We start from the raw sequence: 25,098 nt of genomic DNA, 5'->3' as shown, positions 1-25,098 counted from the left end.
TTGTTTATTTAGGCTTTCCTTTTTAAGGTTGCTGAGAATTTCTTCCAAAAATGTTGCTGAGCGAAGCCGAAGCACTACCAATTAATAGGAACTTTTCCCTTTTCCTTTAAAAATTCATTTGCCTTACTGAAGTGTTTGTTGCCAAACCAATAGCCTCTATTCGCGGCCAATGGCGAGGGATGTCCGGTGGTCAGCACCAGATGTTTGGAATTGTCCACCTTAGCCCCTTTCTTCTTTGCCGGCCCGCCCCAAAGCATAAAAACCAGATCTTCCCTTTCCGTTGAAAGTTTTTCGATTACGGCGTCCGTAAATTTTTCCCATCCCTTATTTTGATGGCTTCCCGCTTGGTGCGCCCGAACCGTCAACGTGGCATTTAAAAGCAAAACGCCTTGGTCCGCCCAACGTTGCAAATTTCCGTTGTTCGGAATGGCCGTACCCACATCGGTCCGTATCTCTTCAAAAATATTTTTAAGCGAAGGCGGCATAGCTACTTCTTTGCCTACCGAAAAACATAGACCATGGGCTTGCCCCGGTCCGTGATATGGGTCCTGGCCGATTATCACAACTTTCACTTCATCAAAGGGTGTGTGGTTGAAGGCTGAAAAAATCTGCTTTCCCGGAGGAAAACATGTGGTAGAAGCATATTCTTTCCTTACAAATTCAACTAAATTCTTGAAATAGGGTTTTTCGAACTCATCTTTTAAAATGGCTTTCCAACCCGGCTCAATTGTTACCTCCATTATTGTTACTTTTGTATGATTGCTGAAAAAGTAAAATTAATGGAAATAAAACGGAAAGCCCGTATTGACAGTAAAACTTTAGAGGATTTAGAATTTCCTGCCGTGCTTCGGCAGGTTGCTGAATTTTGTGTTACAGAGCCCGGCCGCGAAAAGGTTTTGGCTATAATCCCTTTTCAGGATTTTGATGAAATTGAGCCGGAACTGAAACGCGTAAAAGAATTCACGGCCTCTTTTGATGGAGAAAACCGCATCCCAAACCACGGGTTCGATCCAATTTTTAGAGAGCTGCGTTTGCTTGAAATTGAAAACAGCAGTCTGGAAATTTCCGGTTTCCGAAAAATTCTTTCCATTTCTGAAACCACGCGGATTCTTCTGAAATTCTTTAAAAAATTTGAAGAGTTTTATATTCACTTAAATTCCTTTTCGGAAGAAGTAAATTATACTTCGATCATTTCCGAAGAAATCAACAAACGCGTTGACAAATACGGCGAAATAAAGGACGAAGCTTCCACGGAACTTGGCGCCATTCGCAGGAGATTGAACGTGGTAAAGGGAAAAATTAATTCCTCTTTCACAAAAGCCCTTTCACAATACGCACAGAGTGATTATTTGGATGAAATCCGCGAGTCGGTTGTTGAAAACCGTCGTGTTTTGGCGGTAAAAGCTATGCACCGCAAAAAGGTAAAAGGCGCCGTGTTGGGCAGTTCAAAAACGGGAAGCATTGTTTATATTGAACCGCAGGAAACGCTGGAATACGCCAACGAGCTCAGCAATCTTTTATACGAGGAAGACGAGGAAATAAAGCGCATTTTAAAGGCGATGACAGAATTTGTACGGCCGCATGCATCGCTTTTGGCGAGCTATCAGGAATACTTGATTGCGATGGACGTGCTCTATGCCAAGGCGAAATACGCGATGAAAATAAACGGCGTGTTGCCGATTATCGTTTCCGAGAAAAAAATTTCTTTAATAAAGGCCTATCACCCGCTGTTGCTGGTTTCAAATAACAAACGGAAAGAAAAAACATTTCCGCAGCGCATTGAATTGGTTCCCGAAAAACGCATCATTGTAATTTCCGGACCCAACGCCGGCGGGAAAAGTATCACACTAAAAACCGTTGGGCTTTTACAAGTAATGCTGCAAAGCGGGCTATTGATTTCTGCGGATGCGCAAAGCGAAATGTGCTTTTTCAAACGAGTTTTGACCGACATCGGCGATAACCAATCCATTGAAAACCACCTGAGCACCTATAGTTACCGATTAAAAAAGATGAACCAATTCCTGAAAAAGTGCGATAAAAAAACACTTTTTCTGATTGATGAATTTGGCACGGGCAGCGATCCGGAACTCGGCGGGGCTTTGGCCGAAACGTTTTTGGAGGTTTTTTACGAGCGCGAAGCTTTCGGGATTATCACAACGCATTATACAAATTTAAAACTTTTGGCAAATGAACTGCCCCACGCCATCAATGCCAATATGCAATTCGACAATAAATCGCTGGAACCGTTGTATCAGCTGCATTTAGGTGAGGCCGGAAGCAGTTATACGTTTGAGGTTGCGCAGAAAAACGGCATTCCCTATAGTTTGATAAATAAAGCGAAAAAGAAGATTGAACGCGGTAAAGTGCGCTTTGACAAGACCATAGCCAATCTTCAAAAAGAGCGGAGCAATCTTCGGAAAACTTCGGAATCTTTAAAAACCGAAGAACAAAAGGCACGGATTGAAAGCAAGCAGCTGGAAGAAGTAAATGCCCGCGTGCAGGAGAAACTGGAAAGCTATCAGGAATTGTTTGATGCCAACCAAAAACTGATCAGTTTGGGCAAAAAGGTTGATGTGCTTTCTGAGAAATATTTCAACAACAAGCAGAAAAAGCAATTGATTGACGAGTTGATGAAACTTGTGATGATTGAAAACAGCAAACGCAAAAAGCTGGCGCCCAAAGTCAAAAAAGCCGTAAAAGCCAAGGAAAAGAAAGTGATACAGGAAGTTGAAAAAAAGGTGGAAGTAATCCGGGAACGCAAAAAAGAAGAAAAAGAAAAAGCAAAAAAACTACCGCCACCAAAACCGAAAGTTACCCTAAAAATTGGCGACAGAGTACGAATGATTGACGGCCGCGCCATCGGCACGATTGATACCATTGAAAAAAATAAGGCCATTGTGAATTATGGAATGTTTACAACGAATGTTAGTTTGGAAGAACTTGAAAAAGTCTGAAAAAAGTTTTCAGTTTTCAGTCGCAGTTTTCAGTGAAACTGCTAACTGAGACTGCGACTGAATACTATTTATGAAAAGTAAAGACCACAAAATAATCCTCTTCGACGGCGTTTGCAATCTCTGCAACGGTGCGGTTGTTTTTATTATCAAGCGGGACAAAAAGAACGTTTTTAAGTTTGCGGCGCTGCAAAGTGAAATTGGGCAAGAACTGACTTCAAAATTCAATATAGATACCTCCCAAGTAGATTCCATCATTCTTATTGATGGCGATACCCATTACGAAAAATCCTCGGCGGCGCTCCGCATTGCCAAATACTTGTCGGGCGCTTATCCCCTACTTTTTGGGTTTATGATTCTTCCGAAATTTATCCGAGATTCGGTTTACGATTACATTGCGCGCAACCGCTATAGATGGTTTGGGAAGAGGGAAAGCTGTATGATACCGACTGCAAAGCTCAAGAATAAATTCTTATAATTCCGTTTTCTATATCATAATTTTTTCAGCTAAACAAATATCATAACGCATTTAGTCCATTTTTTTTTAATTAATGGTCTGCCCCGCATTAATGCCGCCCGGCGATTCAGCAGCCGGCGCGCTCCAAGAGAAGTCGTGGTATTGACGGCCCGTGCCGGTGAGTTGAAGGGACTGTCCGACAGGAGTATTTGCCGGTTCCGAAACACCAATATCTGTGGAAGTCAAACCTACTGCCGTGCCATTGATAGCTGTAAACGATCCTTCATAACTAATAAAATAAAGTACCGATCCAGAATCAATTAAGGCGATTCCATCAGGAGAACCATTTTGGATTCCATCTGTTGGGTATGTAAAACTAAGCGTTCCAATCCCATTTGATTGGTTTGGAATTATTCCCGCTAGATTGGTTATAGTATAAACTTGACCGTTCGCTCCATTATAAAGTTCAATGGAATAACTGCTCAAATCCAAACCTGCAGGGCCTGCTATTTCAATAAACTCACCAGTGTCGGTTCTACTATTATCGTAATGAAATTCATTAATCCAGGCCACTGGGCTGGCAAGAGTAACGCAATGGATTGACTCCCAACTATCCCCATCCCACATTTGCAAACACCCTTGATTATTAGGGTAATCCAATAAAAAAATGGTTAGCCCAAAATCTGAATAACCTGCATTAATTGCATCCCGCGCAGCTACATTAGGAACACGTGGAGGCATAAACCCTTTATAGGTAGTACCCCCATCTGAAGTGCTACTTACTTCAAGCATGGACGCAGGTGATGGTGTGGTGGTACCAATGCCAACTTGGCAATAAGATACGGTTGCAATAGCTGCAACAACAAAGAATAAAAGTGATTTTCTCATAACTATGTAATTTACATAGCTAAGAAGGCAAGGGTTCAGAAATATAGATTGGGTCTATGCTTCTGGGGAGAAATCTAATTTAATATAAATTAATATTTCTTGCAATATATTTTTAATAGTAAACCTGGGAAAGCAAAATTACGTTTACATTTTATTGAAAAGGTTATTCCATTCTTAAGAAACTATTGAGAAAATGTTACGAATCCAAATCAAAAGTCTCCGAAGGATTATCGTGTGGAACATAATTTAACATGTCCTCCCCTTTTGCAATAATGGTACAAACGGTAGCATCTCCCGTAACGTTTACAACCGTGCGGAACATATCCAAAATTCTATCCACAGGGAAGATGATTGCTATCCAAGCAGGGTTTAGTCCTACAGATTCCAAAACAATAATAAGCATTACCAGTCCGGCACTTGGCACGGCCGCAGAACCAATGGATGCCAAGGTGGCTGTTAGGACTATTGTAAGCTGTTGTCCAAGCGTCAAATCAATCATATGCAACTGGGCAAGAAAAACAACCGCTACGGCTTGGTAAAGGCAGGTTCCGTCCATATTTACCGTAGCACCAATTGGCAACACGAAGCTTGTTATTTTTTTATCCACTCCTAAGTTTTCTTCCACACATTCCATCGTAACTGGCAGGGTTGCTGCGCTACTAGAAGTTGAAAAAGCCAAAGTCTGCGCAGGTGCCATTGCTTTAAAAAAGCCTTTATAGGGTATTTTCTTCACAAATATTTTAACCAACAACGGATATATAAGGAAAATCATCAGCATAAGCCCTAGAAAAACGGTAAGGGAATACCAGCTTAGTCCTTTAAATATTTCATAAACTTTGCTTATATCGTCCCCGGCCATTTTGCTCACAACACCCGCCAAAAGTGCAAATACGAAAAATGGCGCTGCCTGCATAACCAAATCCACCATTTTTAGAAATACTTCCATGGCGCTGTCCATAAAATCTGTAACAGGTTTTGATTTTTCATTCGGAATCAATAACAAACACACCCCGAAAAATATTCCAAAGAAAATAATTTGCAGCATCAATCCATTGTCTGTCAAGGAAAAGAAGAAATTTTCAGGTACAATATCTACCAAAGGCTGCAAAGGTGTTGATTCCTTGGTTTTCTCAGCCGTCTGCATTTTTTCGGTTACCGAAGCATCTTTAAGTTCCCCTTTTGAAAGATCGGTTATTTTTTGCGCGCGCTCAAAGAAAGCGGGATCCTGCAGATAATTTATTCCATCCTTTATTTCGTGGCCTTCGGAAGCGGCCCAAATTTCATAACTAATCCTATTGTCAATTCGGCTTTGCTCGTCAATCAATTTTCCAGGCTGAATTACATTTACCAATAATAGTCCCATGCTCACAGCGAAAAGCGTGGTAATTAAATAAGCCAAAAGTGTCTTACCCCCCATTCTTCCAAGGCTGGATGGGTCGCCAATATTCGCAACTCCACTTATAATTGAAACCAATACCAACGGTACGGCAATCAATTTTAAAAGATTGATGAAAATTTTTCCAAACGGCGCTATCCAGTCTATCGTAAACTCACTCCATCCCAGTTGACTGGAAAGCAATGCCCAAATGATACCTAAAACAAGTCCGATGATTATCTTCCAGTGTAGCGCGAGTTTTTTCATAAAAATAATATGTCTTTAAATTTTTGAAATTTTGTTCAATAAATAGAAATCTGCTAATACCAAAGCTGCCATAGCCTCCACAATGGGGACGGCACGTGGCACAACACAAGGGTCGTGACGGCCTTTTCCTTCAGCTACGGCCTTATCTCCTTTGCTGTCAATGGTCTGCTGTTTTTGCATAATGGTTGCAACGGGTTTAAAAGCTACCTTAAAATAAATATTTTCCCCATTGCTTATTCCGCCCTGGATTCCGCCGCTGTGGTTTGTTTTTGTGCTTCCGTCTTCATTAAATGCATCATTATGCTCGCTGCCTTTCATACTCGTTCCAGCAAATCCGCTTCCATACTCAAAACCTTTTACGGCGTTTATGGAAAGCATTGCCTTGCCAAGCTCTGCGTGCAATTTATCAAAAACGGGCTCGCCCAAACCAACAGGTACATTTTGGATAACGCAAGTAACCGTTCCGCCTACGGTATCGCCCTCTTTTCGGATAGATTTGATAAAGTCTTCCATTTTTGAAGCCATTTCGGCATCGGGACAACGCACAGGATTTTTTTCTATTTCTGAAAAATCTACTTCGGAATACTGTTTTTTTAGCTCCATTTCGCCAACGGAAGAGACATAAGCAGTAATTTTTATATTCTGAAGCAATTGCTTTGCAATGGCCCCAGCCAGCATCCTACAAGCCGTTTCACGTGCCGATGAGCGTCCGCCGCCGCGATAGTCGCGTATTCCGTATTTTTTATCGTAGGTGTAATCTGCGTGCGAAGGGCGGTAAACATCCTTTATATGGCTGTAATCCTTGCTTTTTTGGTCTGTATTTTCAATAATGAATCCAATAGGCGTTCCGGTGGTTTTTCCTTCAAAAATTCCCGAGAGAAACTTTACATTGTCTTCCTCTTTCCGTTGGGTAACAATTGCAGATTGGCCCGGTTTACGGCGTTGCATTTCGGCATATATCGCTTCAAAATCAATGGAAAGACCTGCTGGACAACCATCTATAATTCCGCCAATGGCAGGACCATGCGATTCGCCAAAAGTGGTAAGCTTAAAGATTTTTCCGAAGGAATTGCCCGCCATAGGTTGGTTTTCAACAAATGTAAACTTTCGGGTTTAATAATTCAAGACTCACGGTTTAAAATTCAGGATTGAAGCAGTGCATTTTTAAGAATCGTCACCGGGTGTAGTGCTTTTCTGCCCGTGCCGTCAAAAATTTGATGGCGGCAGCTCGTTCCATTTGCCGCAACAATAGTATCTTTAGAAGATTTCCGCAATGCCGGGAAAAGCTTTAATTCCCCTATTTTCATACTCACATCGTAATGTTCTTTTTCATATCCAAAACTGCCCGCCATCCCGCAACAACCCGACGGTATGATGGTTGGCTTGTAATTTTCGGGAAGGTTCAAAATGTCAAAAGTTACTTTCTGGTTGCTGAGCGATTTTTGGTGGCAATGCGCGTGGATTTTAATATGTTTTTCTTCGGAAGTAAACTGGGCTGCGGAAATGGTTCCATTTTGGATTTCGGCAGCTAAAAATTCCTCAATTAAAAATGTATTCTTTGAAAGTTTTTCTGTGGAACTTTTATCGTCCGCCAAACGAAGGTATTCGTCCCGAAACGAAAGAATTGCAGAGGGTTCGATGCCAACCAAAGGAGTTTCTTTAGATACCCTATCTTTTAAAAACGCAATGTTTTTATTAGCTTGCTCTTTTGCCTCTTCCAAAAATCCTTTTGAAATCAAGGCCCGGCCACTGTCCAAAGTATCAATGATCTCAATTTTATAACCCAAAGATTTTAAAAGTATAAAAGAATCGAGCGCAATTTCTGCATCCAAATAATTACTGAATTCATCTATGAAAATAATTAATTCTTTATTGTTATTTTCTTTATTAAAGTGTTCATTTTTAATTATTTGAAACGTCTTACTAAAACTGTTGTTTGAAACTTTTGGCAACGACCTATTTTGATGGATGCCGCCCATATTCTTTATAATTTTTGAAGTGAAACCATTCGTGAAAACCCAATTGGAAAGCCTCGGAAATCTTGAAGCCATTTTATTCAATTGTGTACTTTTTCCGAAGCGTTTATTCGAAAAACTAACTCCGTTCGCTTTGTTATACTGATATAAAAATTCTGCTTTAGCAGTGCTTATATCCACATTGCTGGGACATTCGCTGGCGCAGGCCTTGCAACTGATGCAGAGATCAAAAACTTCTTTCAATTCCTTTGAATTGAACTTATTTACAGCCTCATTATTAGTAAAAACCTCGCGCAATGCATTGGCACGCGCCCGAGTGGTGTCTTTTTCGTTTTTGGTGGCGTGATAACTGGGGCACATGGCTCCGGCTGCTTCCGCCGTTTTTCTACAGTCGCCGCTGCCGTTGCATTTTTCAGCCAAGCGAAGAATTCCCTCGGAATCACTGAAATCCATTAATGTCTCGATTATCGGCTCTTCCCTACCCACCTCATACCTCAGAGACTCGTCCATTTTAAAAGCATCCACAATTTTTCCAGGATTGAAAATATTTTGCGGATCAAAAGCTGCTTTAATTCTTTTTAAAAGCGCATAGTTTTTTTCACCAATCATCAAGGGAATAAATTCGGCGCGTACAATGCCGTCGCCGTGTTCGCCAGAAAATGAGCCCTTGTATTTTTTACAGAGCAAAGCCACATCGGTCGTTATTTTTCTGAAATATTCCACGCCTTCCTTCTCTTTCAAATTGAGGATGGGCCGCAAATGCAGCTCTCCTGCGCCGGCGTGGGCATAATAAACCGCCTGCTGTCCATACTTTTTCATCAAAGCGGAAAATTCCCCGATGTAGGCCGGTAAATCTTCCAAAGCAACCGCCGTGTCTTCAATACAGGCAACCGCTTTTCGGTCGCCGACCATATTCCCCAAAAGACCCAAGCCTGCCTTGCGCAGTTCCAAAGCCATTTCAATCTCCTCGCCTCTTAAAACGGGACTGTGATAGCTATAGCCAGAAATTTTAAGTGAGTCCAATAATGCAGTTATTTGATTCTGCAAATCTTCTTCCGAATTGCTATTCAATTCCAAAAGCAGAATTGCCTTCGGGTTTCCTTTTACAAAAAAACGGTAGGGCTCGTAAGTTTTGTTTTTTTTGGTACAATCCAAAATCACGTTGTCCATCATTTCACAAGTGAACAGATTGTGATGCATGGCTACTACCACGTCATTCAGACAGGCCTCCAATGTTTCGTAATGCGTAGCTACCATTGCTGTGAATTGTGGCGGTAATGGATCTAGCTGAAGTGTAATTTCGGTTGTAAAGGCAAGGGTTCCCTCACTTCCGCAGAGCAAATTACAGAGATTGATTTCTTCATAAAATTCACCAAAAACGGAAGTATTTAGCAAACTGTCAACTGCGTAGCCTGTGTTTCTTCGGTGTATTTCGGGTTTTGGAAATTCCTTCCAGATTTCCTGCTTTGCTTCTTCGGAGGTCAATTCCTCATTGATTGTTTTATAAATTTTTCCTTCCAGGGAATTGAGTTCGGTTTTCTTCAAAAATGCTTCTTTTGAAAGAGGCTCAAAAACAGCCTCACTTCCATCGGAAAGGATGGTTTTCAGTTTTAAGACTTTATCGCGCGTTACACCGTACTGAATGGAAGTCGTGCCGCTACTGTTATTGCCCACCATGCCGCCAAGCATACAGCGGTTGCTGGTGGAAGTATTTGGGCCGAAGAATAGTCCGAAGGGTTTTAAGTAGCGGTTCAATTCATCGCGGATTACTCCGGGCTGAAGTGTAACGGTTCTCTTTTCAACATTAACAGCTAAAATTTCGGTGAAATGTTTAGAAACATCAACCACTATCCCCTCGCCCACACATTGTCCTGCAAGCGATGTGCCCGCAGTTCTTGGAATGAGAGACACTCCATTTTCTTCCGCAAACGCCACAAGTTGTTTGATGCCCCGTTCGTTAGTAGGATAAGCCACTGCCATCGGTACTTTTCGGTAAACCGAAGCATCTGTAGCATACAATGATGTATGGAGTGAATCCATTAAAAATTCACCATTGAATATCTTTTGAAAATCTTGGAATTGCTTTTTCATTGTCGGTACTGTAAATGTAGAAAATTCCTTAACAAAACTTTGTAATTTTTGCATTTGGGATTAGCATCCCGTTAACGATTGTAGCTTTATAATACTCCTACATTTACAACGTTTATAACTAAAAGAAAAAATTATGAAAAAATCAGCTTTATTAATATTACTAGTTATTGGTGTGGGAATGCAAGCTAATGCACAAGAGATTTCAAAAAACGCTATTGGAATTCGTCTTAGTGAAAGTAATGGCTTTGGCCCAGAGGTTAATTATCAACGTGCATTGGGCGATGCAAACCGCCTGGAATTAGGGCTGGCATGGCATAGCGAACGTTATTGGGAGGATGTAAAATTTACTGCAATTTATCAATGGGTTTGGAACATTGACGGTGGCTTTAATTGGTATGCTGGACCTGGTTTAGGCGCCGGAATTGAAAGTTTTGATCGTTATTATGACGATAACTATCCTTATTATCGAAACAAGGATTCGGAAGCTTTTGCTTTTTTTACAGGTGATGTGGGTATAGAATACAGCTTTGATTTTCCACTGCTGGTTTCCTTCGACTTTAGACCGCAGGTAAATTTAAACTATCGAGATGATGTTAATTTCGACGTAGGAATAAGTGCGAGATATCAATTTTAAAAAACTTTATAAATATATTTTGAACGAAATGCCCCACATTAAAAGGGGCATTTCCCTTTTAAAAAAACAGGAAAAATCCTGTTTCATAAGTTAGCATTTTATTGCAATTTTATAGAATTCAATAAATTGAACCATGGAAAAGCATTATGTAGATTTGCATTGTCACCCTTCTCTAAAACCGTACAGTAAAAGTTTTAAGTACAATCCTACCAAACAAAACGCGCTGGACCCAAATAGAAAAAACTCCATTTGGCATTACAGCCCTCCCAATTTTCTTGAAAAGTTTGTGAATCGAATTGTTACCCTTACCAAATTTACACAAACAGACTTGATGGCTCTTGCAAAGGCTAAAACCAAAGTGGTAGTGGTTTCTCTTTATCCTTTTGAAAAACATTTTTTCGGAAAGGAAATAATAGGAATTAAAGGAGTGACGGACGTTTTGGTGAACCTTGCTGCAAGCATAAGCCAGTCGCGAATGGATTACATACGCAGCAACAATGATTATTTTGCCGATTTGATGGATGAATACCATTATTACCAACAACTTCACAATCAGGTTGTAAATATTGATGGAAAAATCTACACCTACCGATTGGTTCGAAGTTTTCAGGACATTGAAACCAATTTTGCACAGGAAACCGATTCCAAAAAAATTATAAATATTGTTTTGAGTATTGAAGGCGGACATAGTTTCAATACTGGACTGGATATGCAGAAAGATATGGCAAGCCGCAGCGAAGTTATAGGAAACATCAAGACTATTAAAAATTGGGAACATCGCCCTATGTTCATCACACTTGCACACCACTTTTACAATGAACTTTGTGGACATGCACGAAGTATTTCAATAGGAATGCTGAAAAAAAACCAAGACAGGGGCTTGAATACCGGCATCACAGAGTTAGGTGTGGAAGTAATTGACCTACTTTTGGATAATACTGAGGGAAAAAGAATACCAATTGATGTGAAGCATTTAAGCACTGCCTCCCGAAAAGCGTACTATCAATTACTTGACACAAAATACAATGCAGAAAAAATTCCTGTAATTGCTAGCCACGGTGCCTGTAACGGGAAGCACTCCATTGTGCAGTGGAACAAAATTGATATTTCTGAACATGCAGATTGGTTTTGTGACATTGATATAAATTTCTATGATGAAGAATTAATTCGGATTGCACGCAGCAATGGAATTTTCGGGATCCAGTTGGATGAGCGCCGTATAGGCAGTAGCAAAGCTATTTCTGACAGCAAAATGATTTTTCCAAATAAGCGAAAGCAACTTAATAAAAAAGCACTATTGGTGTGGAGGCAAGTTCAGCACATTGCCGAAGTTTTGGACAAGGAAGGCCTTTTTTGTTGGGGAATTCAAAGCATCGGAAGTGATTTTGACGGAATCGTAAACCCCATCAACGGTTTGTGGACTGCGGAAAACATGAAGGATTTAGCCGAAGAAATGCTAAACCACGCTGAAAATTATCTTTCAAAAAATCTAATCATGTTGAATGATTACAACAGAATAGAGGCATTGGCCATTGTTGAGCGCGTAATGCACGTAAATGCGATGGAATTTATTGAAAAAAATTATTAAACCTTCGAAGTATTTTTTTCAGCAATTGCTCCTTCATAAAGTTTTTCATACAATGGAACAATTTTTTTGGTATCATAAACCATAGCAGATTCAATAGCCTGTTTTTTAAATTTGTTTAGCATTTCGTCTGTAGCTAAAATTTTTAAGGCATTTTCGGCCATTTCATCCACATTGCCAACGTCGCTCAAAAAGCCACTTACCCCCTGAATATTTACTTCTGGCAATCCGCCAGTATTGCTCGATATTACCGGAACGCCACAGGCCATTGCTTCCAAGGCAGCAAGACCAAAGCTTTCCTTTTCCGAAGGCAGAATAAAAAGATCGGTAAAACACAGAATTTTGTCCACTTCATTGCTATTGCCCACAAAAAGTACTTTTTCTTCAATTCCTTTCCGCTCGCAAAGCTGTTCACAAGCCTCTCGCTCTGGCCCCTCGCCCACTATAATTAATTTTGATGGAATTTTTTTCTGAATACGATCAAAAACCTCAATAACGTCCTTTACCCGCTTCACTTGGCGTAAATTACTTACATGTGTAATTATGCGTTCGTCTTTGTCTGCCATTAAATCACGCTGACAATCGGTAAAAGTGTTAATTTTCTTCGGAATATCTATGAAGTTTGGAACTACATGTATTTCTTTTTTAATATCGAAAAGATGCAGTGTATCTTCTTTTAAACTTTTAGAAACTGAAGTTACCACATCGCTGTTGTTAATGCTAAAAGTTACCGCTGGCTTATAAAAGGGATGGTTTCCCACAAGAGTAATATCCGTTCCGTGAAGTGTGGTCACCATAGGAATAAAAATATTTTCTTCCTCAAGCATTTTCTTTGCCATATAGCCTGCGTAAGCGTGGGGTATTGCATAGTGTACGTGCAATACTTCAATTTTGTGAAGTTTCACCATATCCACCAATTTGCTGGAAAGGGCAAGCTCATACGGCTGATAATGAAAAAGTGGGTACACAGGCACGGAAACCTCGTGAAAATGTATATGCTTAGAGAGCAATTCAAGCCTAACGGGTTGTTTGTACGTAATAAAATGAATTTCGTGTCCGTGCTCGGCCAATGCCAAACCCAGCTCTGTGGCCACTACCCCGCTTCCGCCAAAGGTTGGATAACATACTATTGCTATTTTCATTTTATAGATTTCAAATTCAAAGTTTTTAGGCCTATAGAAGCATTTCTGATATTAATAATCAATTGCCTCATAAATGGCTTCCTGTATTTTGCTTCGCAAATCGCTCTTTATCAATTTTCGGTTTTCCGCATCGGGAAAAGTTCGGTTTGATAAAAATACGTAAACAATTTCCTGCTCTGGATCTGCCCAAGCAAATGTACCTGTAAATCCGCTGTGTCCAAAACTGGTCATGGAAACACAACCACAGGTTGGCCCCGATGTTCCAAGTTGCGGTTTGTCAAAACCCACGCCTCTTCGCACGTTTTTATCGCAATAATAACAGGTATTGAAAAGGTCTAAAACATCCGGATTAAAATAACGTTCGCCACCGTAAAAACCTTTCCAAAGGTACATTTGCATAAGTTTGGCCACATCATTCGCATTACTGAATAGCCCCGCATGGCCGCTCACGCCCCCAAGCATCGCAGCGCCTTGGTCGTGTACGTAACCCTGAACTTTCTGATTCCTGAAAATATTGTCCTGCTCGGTTGGCGGAATATTTTCCTTTGAAAATTTTTCCAACGGAAGATAGGTCATATAGTTTGCGCCCAGGGATTCGTAAATATTTTCCTGTACAATAAGTTCCATCGGTTTGGCAAATTTACGCTCCAAATATTTTTTCAAAATATAATACGGAAGGTCGCTGTATTTATATTCAAGCCGCGAGTTCAGGTCACTTTCACGGATTGTTTTAAAAATGGTATCCATATAATCACGGCGCATATAAAGCTTATCTGCTACCTGCACATTGAAATCCTTATCTGGAATATCTGAATAGTACTTTGAGGAAATTCCTGTTTTTTCTTCGTTGAAAGTGTGACGATAAAACGGAATCCAAGCCTTTAAACGCGCATAGTGCGAAAGCATTTCCTTTAGAGTAATATTTGCCTTGTTTGAATTTTTGTATTCTGGCAGCATTTCCGAAAGCTTCGTGTTCATGCTCAACTCTTTCTTATCCACAAGCTGCATCACAAGCGGCAAGGAAGCCAAAATCTTCGTAAGCGAAGCCAAATCGTAAACGGTGCTGTCCTTCACTTTATTTTTAGAATTATATTCGTGGTGTCCGAAATTTTTCTGATAAATAACCTTTCCTTTTCGAGCCACCAAAATTTGGGCTCCCGGATACATTCCCTCGCTGATTCCCACATTTGCAAGCGAATCGATTTTTTTCAATTTATAACTGTTAACGCCCACACTTTCCGGTGTTCCGTACTGAAGTCTTCGAATGGATTTGGTCTTTAAAATAGTATTTAAAGGAAAATCCTCACCCAAAGAAACCGGAAGTTTTCCCTTGGCTTCACGTGCGCCGAATATAAGCTGGGCAGAAAGTTTTTGTGATATTTCACTATTCTGATAGGACATTACAACGCCTTCAAAATTGGCGGTGGTTTTTAAATCGAGCATGGCATAGGGTCTTGCAAAGACATCGAGAATCACAGTATTTGTACGAGCGATTTCATAAAGCCAAACGAGTTCATTTTCAGAAAACTCGAACTTTTTCCATGGGTTGTCATTGCTTTTGTGAAAACCGATGATTACGTAATTATACGCCTTAAGTTTTTGGATGTAATCATCAAGATTGTTTGCTTTTACCCAATCTACTCTGCCGTATTTTTTTAATTCATTCAAAAAAGTTTCGCCAGAATCATCGCCAAAATTTATATAGGCAATCTTTTTTTCCTGAAGGTCTTTTATGGGAAGAATTGCACGGTCGTTTTTAATAACCGTTAATGCGTTGTCCATTGCTTCTTCATAGAGCGCATCGTCATTTACGGAATTCAAATCTTCAATTAAATAAGCAGGATTTACAGGTTTGTAATTGTTTAAGCCAACTTTATACTTTGCATAAAGAATTTTCTTTACTGAATAGGCCAAGCGCTTTTCAGTAATAATTTTTTCGTTGTATGAATTTATAAGAAATTCCATAGCTTTTGGCACATCTTCGGAAATCAGCAATATATCATTTCCCGCAAGGAATGCGGCAAGTTCTATTTCGCCAGGTTTTTTAAAATCGGAAGCGCCCTTCATATTCAGGGCGTCGGTAAAAATTAGCCCGTTAAAACCCAATTCATTTTTTAAAAGATCAGTCACCACTTTTGAAGAGAGCGAAGAGGGGTAATTCATTTGGATTTCCAGTGCTGGAACATTCAAATGGGCAACCATTACACTATTCAGTCCTTCGTCTATCAATCTTTTGTAGGGTGCTAATTCCAAAGTATCCAAACGTTCTTTTGAAAAATCTACAGTTGGTAAGGTTTTGTGGCTGTCCATATCGGTATCGCCGTGGCCGGGGAAATGTTTCGCGCTTCCCATAATTCCCGCACTTTGCATTCCTTTCATAAAGGCGAGGGACTTTTCGGTTACATTATCCCTATCCTCCCCAAAAGAGCGGTTCCCAATGATTGGATTTTTAGGATTTGTGTTTATGTCCACAACCGGCGCAAAGTTGATATGTACGCCCAAACGTTTGGACTGTTCGCCAATTCTGCGGCCAATTTTCTCAACGATTTTATTATCCGTAATCGCCCCCAAGGTCATATTCCACGGAAAAGCGTACGTAGAATCCAGTCGCATGGCCAGCCCCCATTCGGCGTCCATACCAATCATTAAGGGAACTTTTGCCAAAGACTGAAACTCGTTGTTAAGTTTAGCTTGGCGCACCGGACCACCTTTTGAAAAAATGATACCCCCCAGATGATAATTGGTAATCAAGTCTTTTATTTTATCGGTCTTGGTCTTTGGGTCGCTCGAAAAAATATCAGCCATAAACAGTTGGCCCAATTTTTCTTCCAATGTCATTGAATCATAGATACTATCGACCCATTTTTTTTGGTTTTGAAAATCGTTCTTTACAATTAATGGATTCTTGTCTTGGGAAAAACCCGATATATATATAAATGCAAAAAGGAAAGTGAGCAGTAAGTTCTTCATAAGTAAAATTTCCTCTTTATGATAAAAATCTATTGTGCCAACTTTCGTGTGCAGGTACTTCCCAATTTTCAAGATATTCGGCTTTGGTATTTACGAGGTTGTTAAAGACGATGGTGTTTTTTGAAACAGATTTGTCCTTCGCCATTTTTCTGAAATCGGCCAAAGGTTTATACGCGATGTATTCACCCGAATAGAAGGTAACGTTCATTTTATCAAGTAAATCTACGTCAAATTTTTCCTGAAGCGACTGAATAAAATGTACCGAAGCATCAATACTGCAGCCTGATGCCGATGCATTTGCCTGATTGAGCCCTAGTACTATAAAACGGTTGTATTTTATTTCTACCCCCGCTTCAAGCTCAGCTCCGTGGGCGGTCCATTTGGTCAAGAAATCTTCTGATAATTTGGTGATTTCGGCAACTTCGTCGTCGCTTAATTTTCTATTTGCCTGATAGATCCATATTCTGGAATCGTCGGGCAGGTTTTTAAAATCTGTCAACATTTTTTAAATGATCTTGTTGATTGTATAAGATGCCCATTCTGGCGCTGCGAAATGGCCTTTGGAGAAAAACAATCAAATAGGTTTTTATAAATCTTCTGCATTTGCAATCATCTCGGCAACGTCCAATACTTGAATGCTGTCTTCGGCACTCTTTGCCTTAACGCCATCGGTCATCATAGTATTGCAGAACGGACAGGCCGCTGCAATAATTTTTGGCTCTGTTTCCAAAGCTTCTTCGGTGCGCTCTACATTAACGTCCTTATTTCCTGGCTCGGGTTCTTTAAACATTTGGGCGCCTCCGGCTCCACAGCACAATCCGCGAGATTTGCAACGTTTCATTTCAACCAGTTCCACTTCAAGTTTTTGAAGCAGGTCGCGTGGTGCTTCGTATTCGCCATTTGCCCTTCCCAAATAGCAGGGATCGTGGAATGTGATTCGCTTTCCTTTAAATTTTCCACCTTCTACCTTTAAGCGTCCTTCTTCCAATAAGGATTTTAAGAACTGGGTGTGGTGCATAATTTCATAATTGCCACCAAGCCCTGGATATTCGTTTTTAATTGTATTGAAACAATGCGGGCAAGCGGTAACTATCTTCTTAATTTCATAACCGTTTAACACTTCAATATTGGTCATTGCCTGCATTTGGAACAAAAATTCGTTTCCTGCCCTTTTTGCAGGATCACCGGTACAGCTTTCCTCAGTTCCCAAAACGGCAAAATCTACATTTGCTTTATTGAGCAATTTCACAAAGGCTTTGGTTATTTTTTTTGCACGGTCGTCAAAACTCCCAGCGCAGCCAACCCAAAACAGTACTTCCGGTTGCTTGCCTTGGACCATATATTCGGCCATTGTTGGAACTTTTAGTTGTTCACTCATGTTTTTGTTGTTAATTGTTTGTTGTTAATTGTTAACGGGGATTTCCTATTAGCTATTAACGTTTTTCTATTAACTGATAATCAGTCTTCAAATACTTCAATGGTTACTTCCTTCTCAACCAAATCAGTAAATCTTCCTTTGTATCGCGTAGCTCTCACCAAATGGTTGTCCACCCAGTGATAATTTCCACCACGTGGTTTTCCCATTAACATGGTGTGGTATTTAAAACCGTGTTTGTTTAGCCAATTTTCAGTTACCTCGCGATGGGCTTCGGTGCGGGAGGTGAAAAAACAGATAATGTGCCCCTCGTCGTACCATTTGTTCAAGGTTTTTAAAGCATCTGGAAAAGGTTCGCAGGTAGCCATCCGCTCAGGTTCCTCATTTGGTATATCGTCTGTAATGGTACCGTCAATATCTATTAAGTAGTTTTTTATCCCTTCGGGAAGAATTGGGCTTACGTGTTCACCTTTTTCTACTTTATCGTGCAGCATTTTTTCTACTTCTTCTTTTTTCATACTAAAATTTTATCAATTCTCATCTTTCCAGTTTAAACGGTCCATTTGGTTATAGGGCCAAGGCGCTCCGTTGTTTTCAATGTTTGTCATCGCAACGTTTAGCTCCGTGGGAGCTGCCGATTGTTCCATCACCAAATATTGGCGCATATCCATAATAATACTCAGCGGGTCGATACTTACGGGACAGGCTTCAACACAGGCATTGCAGGTTGTACACGCCCAAAGCTCTTCACGAGTAATATAATCGTCCAGCAGTTGTTTACCGTCTGGTTTGAATTCTCCGTTTTTGTCAATATTTTTTCCAATTTCCTCCAAACGGTCACGGGTGTCCATCATTATTTTACGCGGCGAAAGTTTTTTCCCCGTAATGTTTGCGGGACATTCGCTGGTACAACGACCGCACTCTGTGCAGGTATATGCGCTCAGTAATTGAATTCTGCTTAAATCCATTACATCACTGGCGCCAAACTTTGCTGGAGCCTCAGATGCTCCTTCGGCGGGTGCCGCAAAAGGATCTACGTTGGGGTCCATCATCATTTTCACCTCATTGGTAACGGAATCCAAATTATTAAACTTTCCTTTTGGAACTACTTTTCCGAAGTAAACATTTGGGAACGCCAAAATGATGTGAAGATGCTTTGAAAAGTATAAATAATTCAGAAAAACAAGTATTCCCAAAATGTGAAGCCACCATGCTCCGCGCTCAATGGCAATTAGCGTTGCTTCAGAAAAACTATCCAAAAATGGAACTATAAATTGGCTTACAGGATAGGAACCCGCCTCTACATAATGGGCCGCGCCCAATGTTTGCAATTGCTGATCTGCCGCGTTCATGGTCAAAAACAGAATCATTAGGACCATTTCAAAATAAAGAATATAATTGGCGTCATTTTTGGGCCAACCCTTCATTTCATTTGCCCAAAACCTTCGTAATTTTTGAAGATTTCTTCGAGTCCAAAAAAGTATGACACCCACCAAAACTAAAAGTGCCAAAATTTCAAAAGAAGCGATTAAAAAGTTATACAGCCCAATGGGCAGGACGGTTGAAAGTACTCTATGGGTTCCGAAAATACCGTCGATAATAATTTCAAGTACTTCGATATTGATTATAATAAAACCTACATAAACAATTATATGAAGAAGCCCTGGGATGGGGCGTACAACCATTTTTGACTGCCCCAGCGCAATGCGCACTACATTGCCCCATCTTTCCGAAGTATGGTCTGAAGCATCTACTTGATGGCCAAGTTTTATGTTACGGATTATCTTGCGAATGTTAAGGGTGAAATACCCGATACCTGCCGCAAGGGCAATAATAAAAAGTATATTCGGAATGTACTGCATGGTTTATTATTCGTCTGGGTTGGCTGGTGGTTCGTATTCTTTATTCTTCTTTCCAAAAACTGAAATGTGCACATAACGTTTCGGGTTTAGTTTAACGTCTTGCAACAGCTGCTCTAGCTGCCTGGAAGCACCTTCTAAATTTTGGTAAAGTTTATCGTCCTTTAAAAGTTTGCCGATGGAACCCTCGCCGTTATCGACGCCTGCAACAATTTTGTCCATTTTATCAACCACATTTTGCAGATCTGAAACCAATTTACCAGTTTCCAATTGTGCCAAGGAATCTGTTAATTTAGAAAGGTTTCCAGCAGTTTTGTCTAGGTTGGTAAATGTATTGTCCAGTTTACCGGTGTTGTTGGAAAGTATGGTATTCAAATTTTCTGAAACCCCGGCGAATGAATTAAGTGTAGTATTTAGATTTTTTATAGCCTCCTTTAAATTTTGACGGGTTTGCTCGTCTATTATGGCATTCACGCTCAACAATAATGTGTCAACGGTGGCTAAGGTGTTGTTCACTTTTTTCTCCAAAGGACCAAGAGCTTTCGTAACGGCCGTAAGCATTCCATCTTCAACATCGCCTCTAAGGGTATCGCCACTTTTTGCGATATTGCCAGCATCATACTGTGGAAAGATTCCCAACGATTTTCCACCAATGAGCCCAGTACTGTAAATTCTGACAATACTGTTTTTTGAAAAATCGAAATCTTTTTCAACAGTGAATTTTACCACGAGTCCTCCCTTGGAATTAGCAAAGGAAATATTCTGCACCTTGCCAACGGTAAGTCCATTTATGGTAACGGGTGCGGCTTGGGCCAAACCTTCCACATTGTCATATTTTACATAGAATTCTCTGTTTTTGTCGAGCAAATTAGTGCCCTTTAAAAAACTGTAACCAAAGATTAACAGCAATATAGCCCCTATGGCGAGGATTCCGGTTTTAACTTCTTTCGATAGTCTCAAGAGTATAGTTTTAGTTTGTGAACAAATTTAAATGATAAATATAAAGAATGCACACTAATTGGCTTTCGATTTTAACACTTCAGGTAGATTAACTTTTTTTCCTTTTTTAAAAGCGACAATATATGCTGAAGGATATCCTTTTTGCTGCACATAGGTTTTCATAACCTGGATTTTGTTATAGTCTGAGGTTTCACCATAGTAATACTTAAAAAGTCCGCTTTCCTTTTCGCGGGCTATATCTTTGAGTCCCTTGAAGTTGTTGGGCTTTGGGTCTATTTTTTTACTGGTTGCGGCTAGTTGAACTTTAAATATTATGCCTTCGTAAATGTCTTCTTTTGTTACCTCTATTGCTTTTTCAACCTCGAGCTCCTTTACTTCGGGATCCTTTATCTTTTCAGTTGAAACCGAAAGACTGTTGATGTAAGATTTTATGGCATTGCTAATTTCCCGGGCCATTTCAGACTGTCCCTTGGCTGAATTTAGATAAGCGCCTTCGCTTTTATTGGTAAGAAACCCCGTTTCAATCAAAACACTGGGCATATACGTATTGTGAAGTACCCAAAAACCAGCTTGTTTCACACTTCTATCCTTTCGTTTTAAATTATTGATAACGTTGTTCTGTACCAAACTTGCCAGCAGTATGCTTTGGTCCAAATATTCCTCTTGCATCAGCACCATACCTATCAATGATTCCGGCGCATTTGGATCAAAGCCGCCGTATTTTTCCTGATAATTTTCCTCCAGATAGATTACCTCGTTTTCCTTTTTTGCAACCTCAAAATTTGCTTGACTTTTATGAAGTCCCAAAACAAAGGTCTCGGCACCATATGCGTCTGAATTATGGGCGTTGCAGTGGACAGACACAAAAAGATCGGCATCTGCTTTGTTTGCTATTGCCGCCCGTTCGCGGAGCTCAATAAACACATCGGTTTTTCGTGTATAAATTACTTTTACATTAGGCAACTTTTCCAGTTCCGCTCCCACTTTTAAGACGATATTTAAAGATATTTCAGATTCCTTGTAGCCATTGCCCTTGTTTCCGTGGTCGTGCCCACCGTGACCAGCATCAAGTACAACAACAAATGGTTTTGTAGGGTTTTCGGCAGCTGAAGCTGCAAAAGGGAAACATGAAATTGCAATAATTAATACGAAAGAAGAAAAAAGTTTCGTTTTCATCTGTACAAGAATAATTGATAAAATGGAAGATGGAATGCCTAGCTTATTCATTTTTATTGTTCTGCAAATAGTTAATGGGCATTTCATATAGCTGTTAACGATTAAGAATATTTGATATTTTAAAAAAATGATTTAAAAAAACGTACCCGAAAAAATATGTTTATTTTTGACCGTTTCAAATACTAAGCCAAATCTACAAAATAATAGCATCTAAGCATTGCAGACAAACAGGCATTACTTAACAATCTTCTTAACATTTCTGCTACTTTGCAGCGCTCTTCTGCATGCACAGGATATTCCGCCAAAGAATGAAACAAATCTGCCAAAAACTACTCAGGATGATACGCTTACGGTAATTTTAAAACCCGTTATTGACGAGGTAAATGAAAAAGCACAGGATACCGTAAAAACTGACACCATTAAACCTGAAAAGGAGACTTTAACGGATGTTGTGGACTATTATGGTGAAGATTATGTGTTGCTAAACCGAAAGGAAAACAAGGTGTATATGTATAACAAAGCCTACATTATCTATGGCGATATGCGGATAGATGCAGGTTTGATAATCCTTGATTACAATAAAAACGAAGTATATGCCAAAGGAATAGACAGCGCGGGGGTTTATAGCCAACGCCCTGTTTTTGTACAGGCGAACAATAAAGTTGAGCCAGATTCCATCCGTTATAATTTTGATACCGAAAAGGCCTTGGTTTACAACAGCCGGACCGAGCAAAACGGATTTAGGGTAATTGCAGATGTTACGAAAAAAGTAAACGACTCAGTGGTATATCTGCGCAACGTAAAGTTCACCACTTCAAAAAATATTGATGACCCCGAATATTATTTCTATACCAGAAAGGCCAAATTTGTTCCTAAAAAGAAAGTGGTTACAGGTTTAACAAATATGTACATTGCCGACGTTCCCACGCCTGTAGGTTTACCGTTTGCATATTTTCCGTTGACTGAAGATCGTACTTCGGGATTTATAATCCCTTCATTTGGGGATAACAACAGTCGGGGTTTCTTTTTTCAAAATGGAGGTTACTATTTCGCTATAAGTGAATATCTGGATTTGAGCCTCTTGGGAGATTATTATACCAACGGTAGCTATGCCTTGCGGGGAGAAACATCATATGCGCTTCGGTATAAATTTAAAGGAAATGTAAGTGCAAGATTTGAAAAACTTGTGGAAGAAGAAAGAGGGTTTCCAAATTTTAGCGAGACTAGCATTTACAATATTCGGTGGTCACATTCCCAAGACACTAAAAGTAGTCCCAGCTCTCGTTTTTCAGCTTCGGTAAATATTGGGAGCAGTAAGTATTTTTCACAATCCATCAATCAAACAAACAATGCTAGCGCTCTTGTAAATACCTTAAGTTCTTCTATTTCCTATTCAAAATCTTTTGAAGGTGAACCACAGGTTAATCTTTCTGTAGCGGCAACCCATTCTCAAAACACAAATACCGAAGCCATATCTATGTCGCTTCCCAATCTGAATACAAGCGTTTCCAGAATTTATCCCTTTGCACCAAAAGATGGCGTTAAAAAAGGTATTATCCAGAATATAAATTTTCAATACGACCTTTCTGCAGAAAATCGAATCCAAACTACCGATTCGCTTTTCTTTAAGTCGGAAATGTTCAACAGCGCACAAATTGGCGCCCAACACAATATTCCCGTTACTACAAATTTCAAAATTTTAAAATACCTGAGCGCTTCCGCAGGAACCAATTTTCGTGAAACCTGGGTGCTCAAAAGTACGCGACAGCGTTATGACCAAGCCATAAACAATGGTTTGGGAGGTATTGTAAAAGATACGGTTTCGGGTTTTGAAAGTTACCGGACGTATAATTTTTCCACAAGTTTGGGAACCACGCTTTACGGACTTTTCAACTTTGGAAAAAATAACAAGATACAAGCGGTACGCCATGTGGTTCGTCCATCGATCAGTTATAATATAAACCCTGCTTTTGATAGGTATTATGATGAATTTATCATTCCTGAAACTGCAAATGAGGCTGCTGGCGAAGTTGTAGAATATTCCCGTTTTGAAAACACTCTCTACGGCCCACCCAATAAAGTGTATTCCAGCAGCATCGGGATGTCGCTCAGTAATACATTTGAGGCAAAGGTGCGCGATCGCGATACAACTGCTGTGGAACCCAAAAAAGTTACGCTGCTTAACAATTTGAATTTTTCAACTGCTTATAATCTTGCAGGCGATTCTTTGAATTGGAGCCCATTGCAATTTACGGGAAGTATTCCTATAGTGCCAAAGCTCGATTTCAATTTTAGCGGAAGCTTGGATCCGTATGCATTGGACAACAACAATCAAAAAATTGATGTTTTCAATATTGATAACGGCGGAAGCCTTTTTAGGCTTACAAATGCCAATGTGAGTATCAATTATTCCTTTTCCAGCAAAGATTTTGATGGTAGCGGCAAAAAGGATTTGGATAGAACAGAAAATGAAACCTTCCGAAATGGAGGTCGCCCAGATGATCTTTTTGGGGATGCTACTGATATTTATGACGGACAAATTTATAAAGAAGACGATGAAGATGTAGATAAAACAAATATAGCTTGGTACAACTACAAAATACCTTGGGATATGCGCTTGGCCTACACTATAACGTATGGCAACAGCCAGCGGCAGAATGAAATTTCCAGCCAATCACTTATGGTTAGCACTAATATGGAGCTTGCACCACGATGGACCGTTGGTGTATCCTCAGGTTATGATTTTAAGAACAAAGGCGTTACCCTTACGCAGTTCCGCTTCCAGCGTGATTTGGAAAGTTGGCAAATGAGTTTTAATTGGACACCCATAGGCAGTATAAATACAGCTTGGTATTTCTTTATCGGAATAAAATCCTCAGTACTTAGTGATATCAAATACGATAAGCGAAGAGAAAGTGACAAACAGTTGTAGCGTGTCGCTGGATAATAAAAAAGAATCATATACATATATTTTATGAAAAAAATTATCACAACCTCCAATGCCCCAGCCCCAATTGGCCCTTATAATCAAGCGGTTTTAAAAGGAAATATGCTTTATACTTCTGGGCAAATAGCCATAGACCCAAAAACGGGTAATTTGGTAATTGACGATATAAAGACCGAAACTAAACTGGTTATGGAAAACCTAAAAGCAATTCTAACCGAAGCGGGAATGACTTTTGAGAATGTACTGAAAACAAGCATTTTTATAAGTGATATGCATAATTTTTCAGCTATTAATGAGGTATATGCTGCTTATTTTAATGAGGCCACTGCCCCTGCCCGCGAAACTGTGGAAGTTGCAAATTTACCTAAGTTTGTAAATGTTGAAATTTCTGTAATTGCTTCACTTTAAAAAGAAATATTTGCAAAAACTTCGCTTAACTTATAGT

General features: G+C 39.9%; 19 protein-coding genes. 6 read left to right on the top strand and 13 right to left on the bottom strand.

Features of this window, described 5'->3' with window-relative positions; genetic code table 11:
• Positions 1 to 74 precede the first annotated feature (74 nt).
• On the bottom strand, positions 75 to 740 hold the full coding sequence (gene ung / locus LS48_RS07225) for a uracil-DNA glycosylase (RefSeq protein WP_062621448.1): 666 nt from the start codon (positions 738 to 740) through the stop codon (positions 75 to 77).
• Positions 741 to 779: 39 nt separating this feature from the next.
• Here ung and LS48_RS07220 point away from each other — a divergent pair, with 39 nt between their 5' ends.
• Both LS48_RS07220 and LS48_RS07215 read left to right on the top strand, forming a co-directional pair.
• Positions 780 to 2,954, top strand: a complete 2,175-nt coding sequence (locus tag LS48_RS07220; protein WP_062621539.1) for an endonuclease MutS2 — start codon at positions 780 to 782, stop codon at positions 2,952 to 2,954.
• Positions 2,955 to 3,024: 70 nt separating this feature from the next.
• Positions 3,025 to 3,429, top strand: coding sequence for a thiol-disulfide oxidoreductase DCC family protein (locus tag LS48_RS07215; protein WP_062621446.1), 405 nt, complete (start codon positions 3,025 to 3,027; stop codon positions 3,427 to 3,429).
• A gap of 66 nt (positions 3,430 to 3,495) precedes the next feature.
• Here LS48_RS07215 and LS48_RS07210 read toward each other — a convergent pair whose 3' ends face one another.
• The 4 genes from LS48_RS07210 to LS48_RS07195 form a co-directional block, all read right to left on the bottom strand.
• On the bottom strand, positions 3,496 to 4,296 hold the full coding sequence (locus tag LS48_RS07210; RefSeq protein WP_062621444.1) for a phage tail-like protein: 801 nt from the start codon (positions 4,294 to 4,296) through the stop codon (positions 3,496 to 3,498).
• 196 nt (positions 4,297 to 4,492) lie between these two features.
• The gene (locus LS48_RS07205; RefSeq protein ID WP_062621442.1) at positions 4,493 to 5,938 is read right to left on the bottom strand and encodes a dicarboxylate/amino acid:cation symporter; all 1,446 of its coding nucleotides are present in this window, start codon (positions 5,936 to 5,938) and stop codon (positions 4,493 to 4,495) included.
• Positions 5,939 to 5,953: 15 nt separating this feature from the next.
• Entirely contained in the window at positions 5,954 to 7,018 is a 1,065-nt protein-coding gene (gene aroC / locus LS48_RS07200) for a chorismate synthase (RefSeq protein ID WP_062621439.1), read from the bottom strand.
• A 62-nt stretch (positions 7,019 to 7,080) separates the two neighbouring features.
• Positions 7,081 to 10,005 (bottom strand): FAD-binding and (Fe-S)-binding domain-containing protein, encoded by a 2,925-nt coding sequence (locus LS48_RS07195; RefSeq protein ID WP_062621437.1) that lies wholly within the window; start codon positions 10,003 to 10,005, stop codon positions 7,081 to 7,083.
• 133 nt (positions 10,006 to 10,138) lie between these two features.
• On the opposite strand from LS48_RS07195, the gene LS48_RS07190 reads away from it, so the two are divergent.
• A complete protein-coding gene (locus LS48_RS07190) occupies positions 10,139 to 10,639 on the top strand; it encodes a hypothetical protein (RefSeq protein WP_062621435.1) in 501 nt (166 codons plus the stop codon).
• A gap of 133 nt (positions 10,640 to 10,772) precedes the next feature.
• Entirely contained in the window at positions 10,773 to 12,227 is a 1,455-nt protein-coding gene (locus LS48_RS07185; protein ID WP_062621432.1) for an amidohydrolase family protein, read from the top strand.
• Here LS48_RS07185 and bshA read toward each other — a convergent pair.
• The 8 genes from bshA to LS48_RS07145 all read right to left on the bottom strand — a co-directional run bounded on the left by bshA (position 12,224) and on the right by LS48_RS07145 (position 21,706).
• Positions 12,224 to 13,366 (bottom strand): N-acetyl-alpha-D-glucosaminyl L-malate synthase BshA, encoded by a 1,143-nt coding sequence (bshA, locus tag LS48_RS07180; protein ID WP_062621430.1) that lies wholly within the window; start codon positions 13,364 to 13,366, stop codon positions 12,224 to 12,226. The two genes, LS48_RS07185 and bshA, sit on opposite strands and share 4 nt — an antisense overlap.
• A 51-nt stretch (positions 13,367 to 13,417) precedes the next feature.
• Positions 13,418 to 16,336 carry a serine hydrolase domain-containing protein gene (locus LS48_RS07175; RefSeq protein ID WP_062621429.1) on the bottom strand — a complete coding sequence of 973 codons (2,919 nt, stop codon included), beginning with the start codon at positions 16,334 to 16,336 and terminating at the stop codon, positions 13,418 to 13,420.
• A gap of 16 nt (positions 16,337 to 16,352) precedes the next feature.
• Entirely contained in the window at positions 16,353 to 16,838 is a 486-nt protein-coding gene (locus LS48_RS07170; RefSeq protein ID WP_062621428.1) for a hypothetical protein, read from the bottom strand.
• Between the two features lie 84 nt (positions 16,839 to 16,922).
• On the bottom strand, positions 16,923 to 17,714 hold the full coding sequence (locus LS48_RS07165) for a (Fe-S)-binding protein (protein ID WP_062621427.1): 792 nt from the start codon (positions 17,712 to 17,714) through the stop codon (positions 16,923 to 16,925).
• 80 nt (positions 17,715 to 17,794) lie between these two features.
• Positions 17,795 to 18,229 carry an LNS2 domain-containing protein gene (locus tag LS48_RS07160; RefSeq protein WP_062621426.1) on the bottom strand — a complete coding sequence of 145 codons (435 nt, stop codon included), beginning with the start codon at positions 18,227 to 18,229 and terminating at the stop codon, positions 17,795 to 17,797.
• Positions 18,230 to 18,241: 12 nt separating this feature from the next.
• The gene (locus LS48_RS07155) at positions 18,242 to 19,573 is read right to left on the bottom strand and encodes a 4Fe-4S dicluster domain-containing protein (protein WP_062621425.1); all 1,332 of its coding nucleotides are present in this window, start codon (positions 19,571 to 19,573) and stop codon (positions 18,242 to 18,244) included.
• A gap of 6 nt (positions 19,574 to 19,579) precedes the next feature.
• The gene (locus tag LS48_RS07150) at positions 19,580 to 20,530 is read right to left on the bottom strand and encodes an MlaD family protein (protein ID WP_062621423.1); all 951 of its coding nucleotides are present in this window, start codon (positions 20,528 to 20,530) and stop codon (positions 19,580 to 19,582) included.
• A gap of 54 nt (positions 20,531 to 20,584) precedes the next feature.
• Positions 20,585 to 21,706, bottom strand: a complete 1,122-nt coding sequence (locus LS48_RS07145; protein ID WP_062621536.1) for an N-acetylmuramoyl-L-alanine amidase family protein — start codon at positions 21,704 to 21,706, stop codon at positions 20,585 to 20,587.
• Positions 21,707 to 21,923: 217 nt separating this feature from the next.
• Here LS48_RS07145 and LS48_RS07140 point away from each other — a divergent pair, with 217 nt between their 5' ends.
• Together LS48_RS07140 and LS48_RS07135 are read left to right on the top strand one after the other, a co-directional pair.
• Complete coding sequence (locus LS48_RS07140; RefSeq protein WP_062621421.1) at positions 21,924 to 24,638, top strand: putative LPS assembly protein LptD; 2,715 nt, start codon at positions 21,924 to 21,926, stop codon at positions 24,636 to 24,638.
• Between the two features lie 42 nt (positions 24,639 to 24,680).
• Positions 24,681 to 25,061: a Rid family detoxifying hydrolase gene (locus LS48_RS07135; RefSeq protein ID WP_062621419.1), complete on the top strand. Its 381-nt coding sequence runs from the start codon at positions 24,681 to 24,683 to the stop codon at positions 25,059 to 25,061.
• Positions 25,062 to 25,098: the final 37 nt, after the last annotated feature.

It is taken from the genome of Aequorivita aquimaris, assembly GCF_001573155.1.
Classification (GTDB): Bacteria; Bacteroidota; Bacteroidia; order Flavobacteriales; family Flavobacteriaceae; genus Aequorivita; species Aequorivita aquimaris.
Note: the sequence above shows the minus strand (reverse complement) of the source record. Positions and strands in the feature narration are given on the sequence as shown.

What these genes read in the sequence shown, in the direction of transcription:
- LS48_RS07185 (WP_062621432.1), top strand. Translation starts at nt 10,773, where the DNA reads ATGGAAAAGCATTATGTAGATTTGCATTGTCACCCTTCTCTAAAACCG.
- LS48_RS07160 (WP_062621426.1), bottom strand. Translation starts at nt 18,229, where the DNA reads ATGAAAAAAGAAGAAGTAGAAAAAATGCTGCACGATAAAGTAGAAAAA.
- LS48_RS07155 (WP_062621425.1), bottom strand. Translation starts at nt 19,573, where the DNA reads ATGCAGTACATTCCGAATATACTTTTTATTATTGCCCTTGCGGCAGGT.
- LS48_RS07145 (WP_062621536.1), bottom strand. Translation starts at nt 21,706, where the DNA reads ATGAAAACGAAACTTTTTTCTTCTTTCGTATTAATTATTGCAATTTCA.
- LS48_RS07170 (WP_062621428.1), bottom strand. Translation starts at nt 16,838, where the DNA reads ATGTTGACAGATTTTAAAAACCTGCCCGACGATTCCAGAATATGGATC.
- ung (WP_062621448.1), bottom strand. Translation starts at nt 740, where the DNA reads ATGGAGGTAACAATTGAGCCGGGTTGGAAAGCCATTTTAAAAGATGAG.
- LS48_RS07210 (WP_062621444.1), bottom strand. Translation starts at nt 4,296, where the DNA reads ATGAGAAAATCACTTTTATTCTTTGTTGTTGCAGCTATTGCAACCGTA.
- bshA (WP_062621430.1), bottom strand. Translation starts at nt 13,366, where the DNA reads ATGAAAATAGCAATAGTATGTTATCCAACCTTTGGCGGAAGCGGGGTA.
- LS48_RS07220 (WP_062621539.1), top strand. Translation starts at nt 780, where the DNA reads ATGGAAATAAAACGGAAAGCCCGTATTGACAGTAAAACTTTAGAGGAT.
- LS48_RS07215 (WP_062621446.1), top strand. Translation starts at nt 3,025, where the DNA reads ATGAAAAGTAAAGACCACAAAATAATCCTCTTCGACGGCGTTTGCAAT.
- aroC (WP_062621439.1), bottom strand. Translation starts at nt 7,018, where the DNA reads ATGGCGGGCAATTCCTTCGGAAAAATCTTTAAGCTTACCACTTTTGGC.
- LS48_RS07195 (WP_062621437.1), bottom strand. Translation starts at nt 10,005, where the DNA reads ATGAAAAAGCAATTCCAAGATTTTCAAAAGATATTCAATGGTGAATTT.
- LS48_RS07175 (WP_062621429.1), bottom strand. Translation starts at nt 16,336, where the DNA reads ATGAAGAACTTACTGCTCACTTTCCTTTTTGCATTTATATATATATCG.
- LS48_RS07165 (WP_062621427.1), bottom strand. Translation starts at nt 17,714, where the DNA reads ATGAGTGAACAACTAAAAGTTCCAACAATGGCCGAATATATGGTCCAA.
- LS48_RS07135 (WP_062621419.1), top strand. Translation starts at nt 24,681, where the DNA reads ATGAAAAAAATTATCACAACCTCCAATGCCCCAGCCCCAATTGGCCCT.
- LS48_RS07205 (WP_062621442.1), bottom strand. Translation starts at nt 5,938, where the DNA reads ATGAAAAAACTCGCGCTACACTGGAAGATAATCATCGGACTTGTTTTA.
- LS48_RS07190 (WP_062621435.1), top strand. Translation starts at nt 10,139, where the DNA reads ATGAAAAAATCAGCTTTATTAATATTACTAGTTATTGGTGTGGGAATG.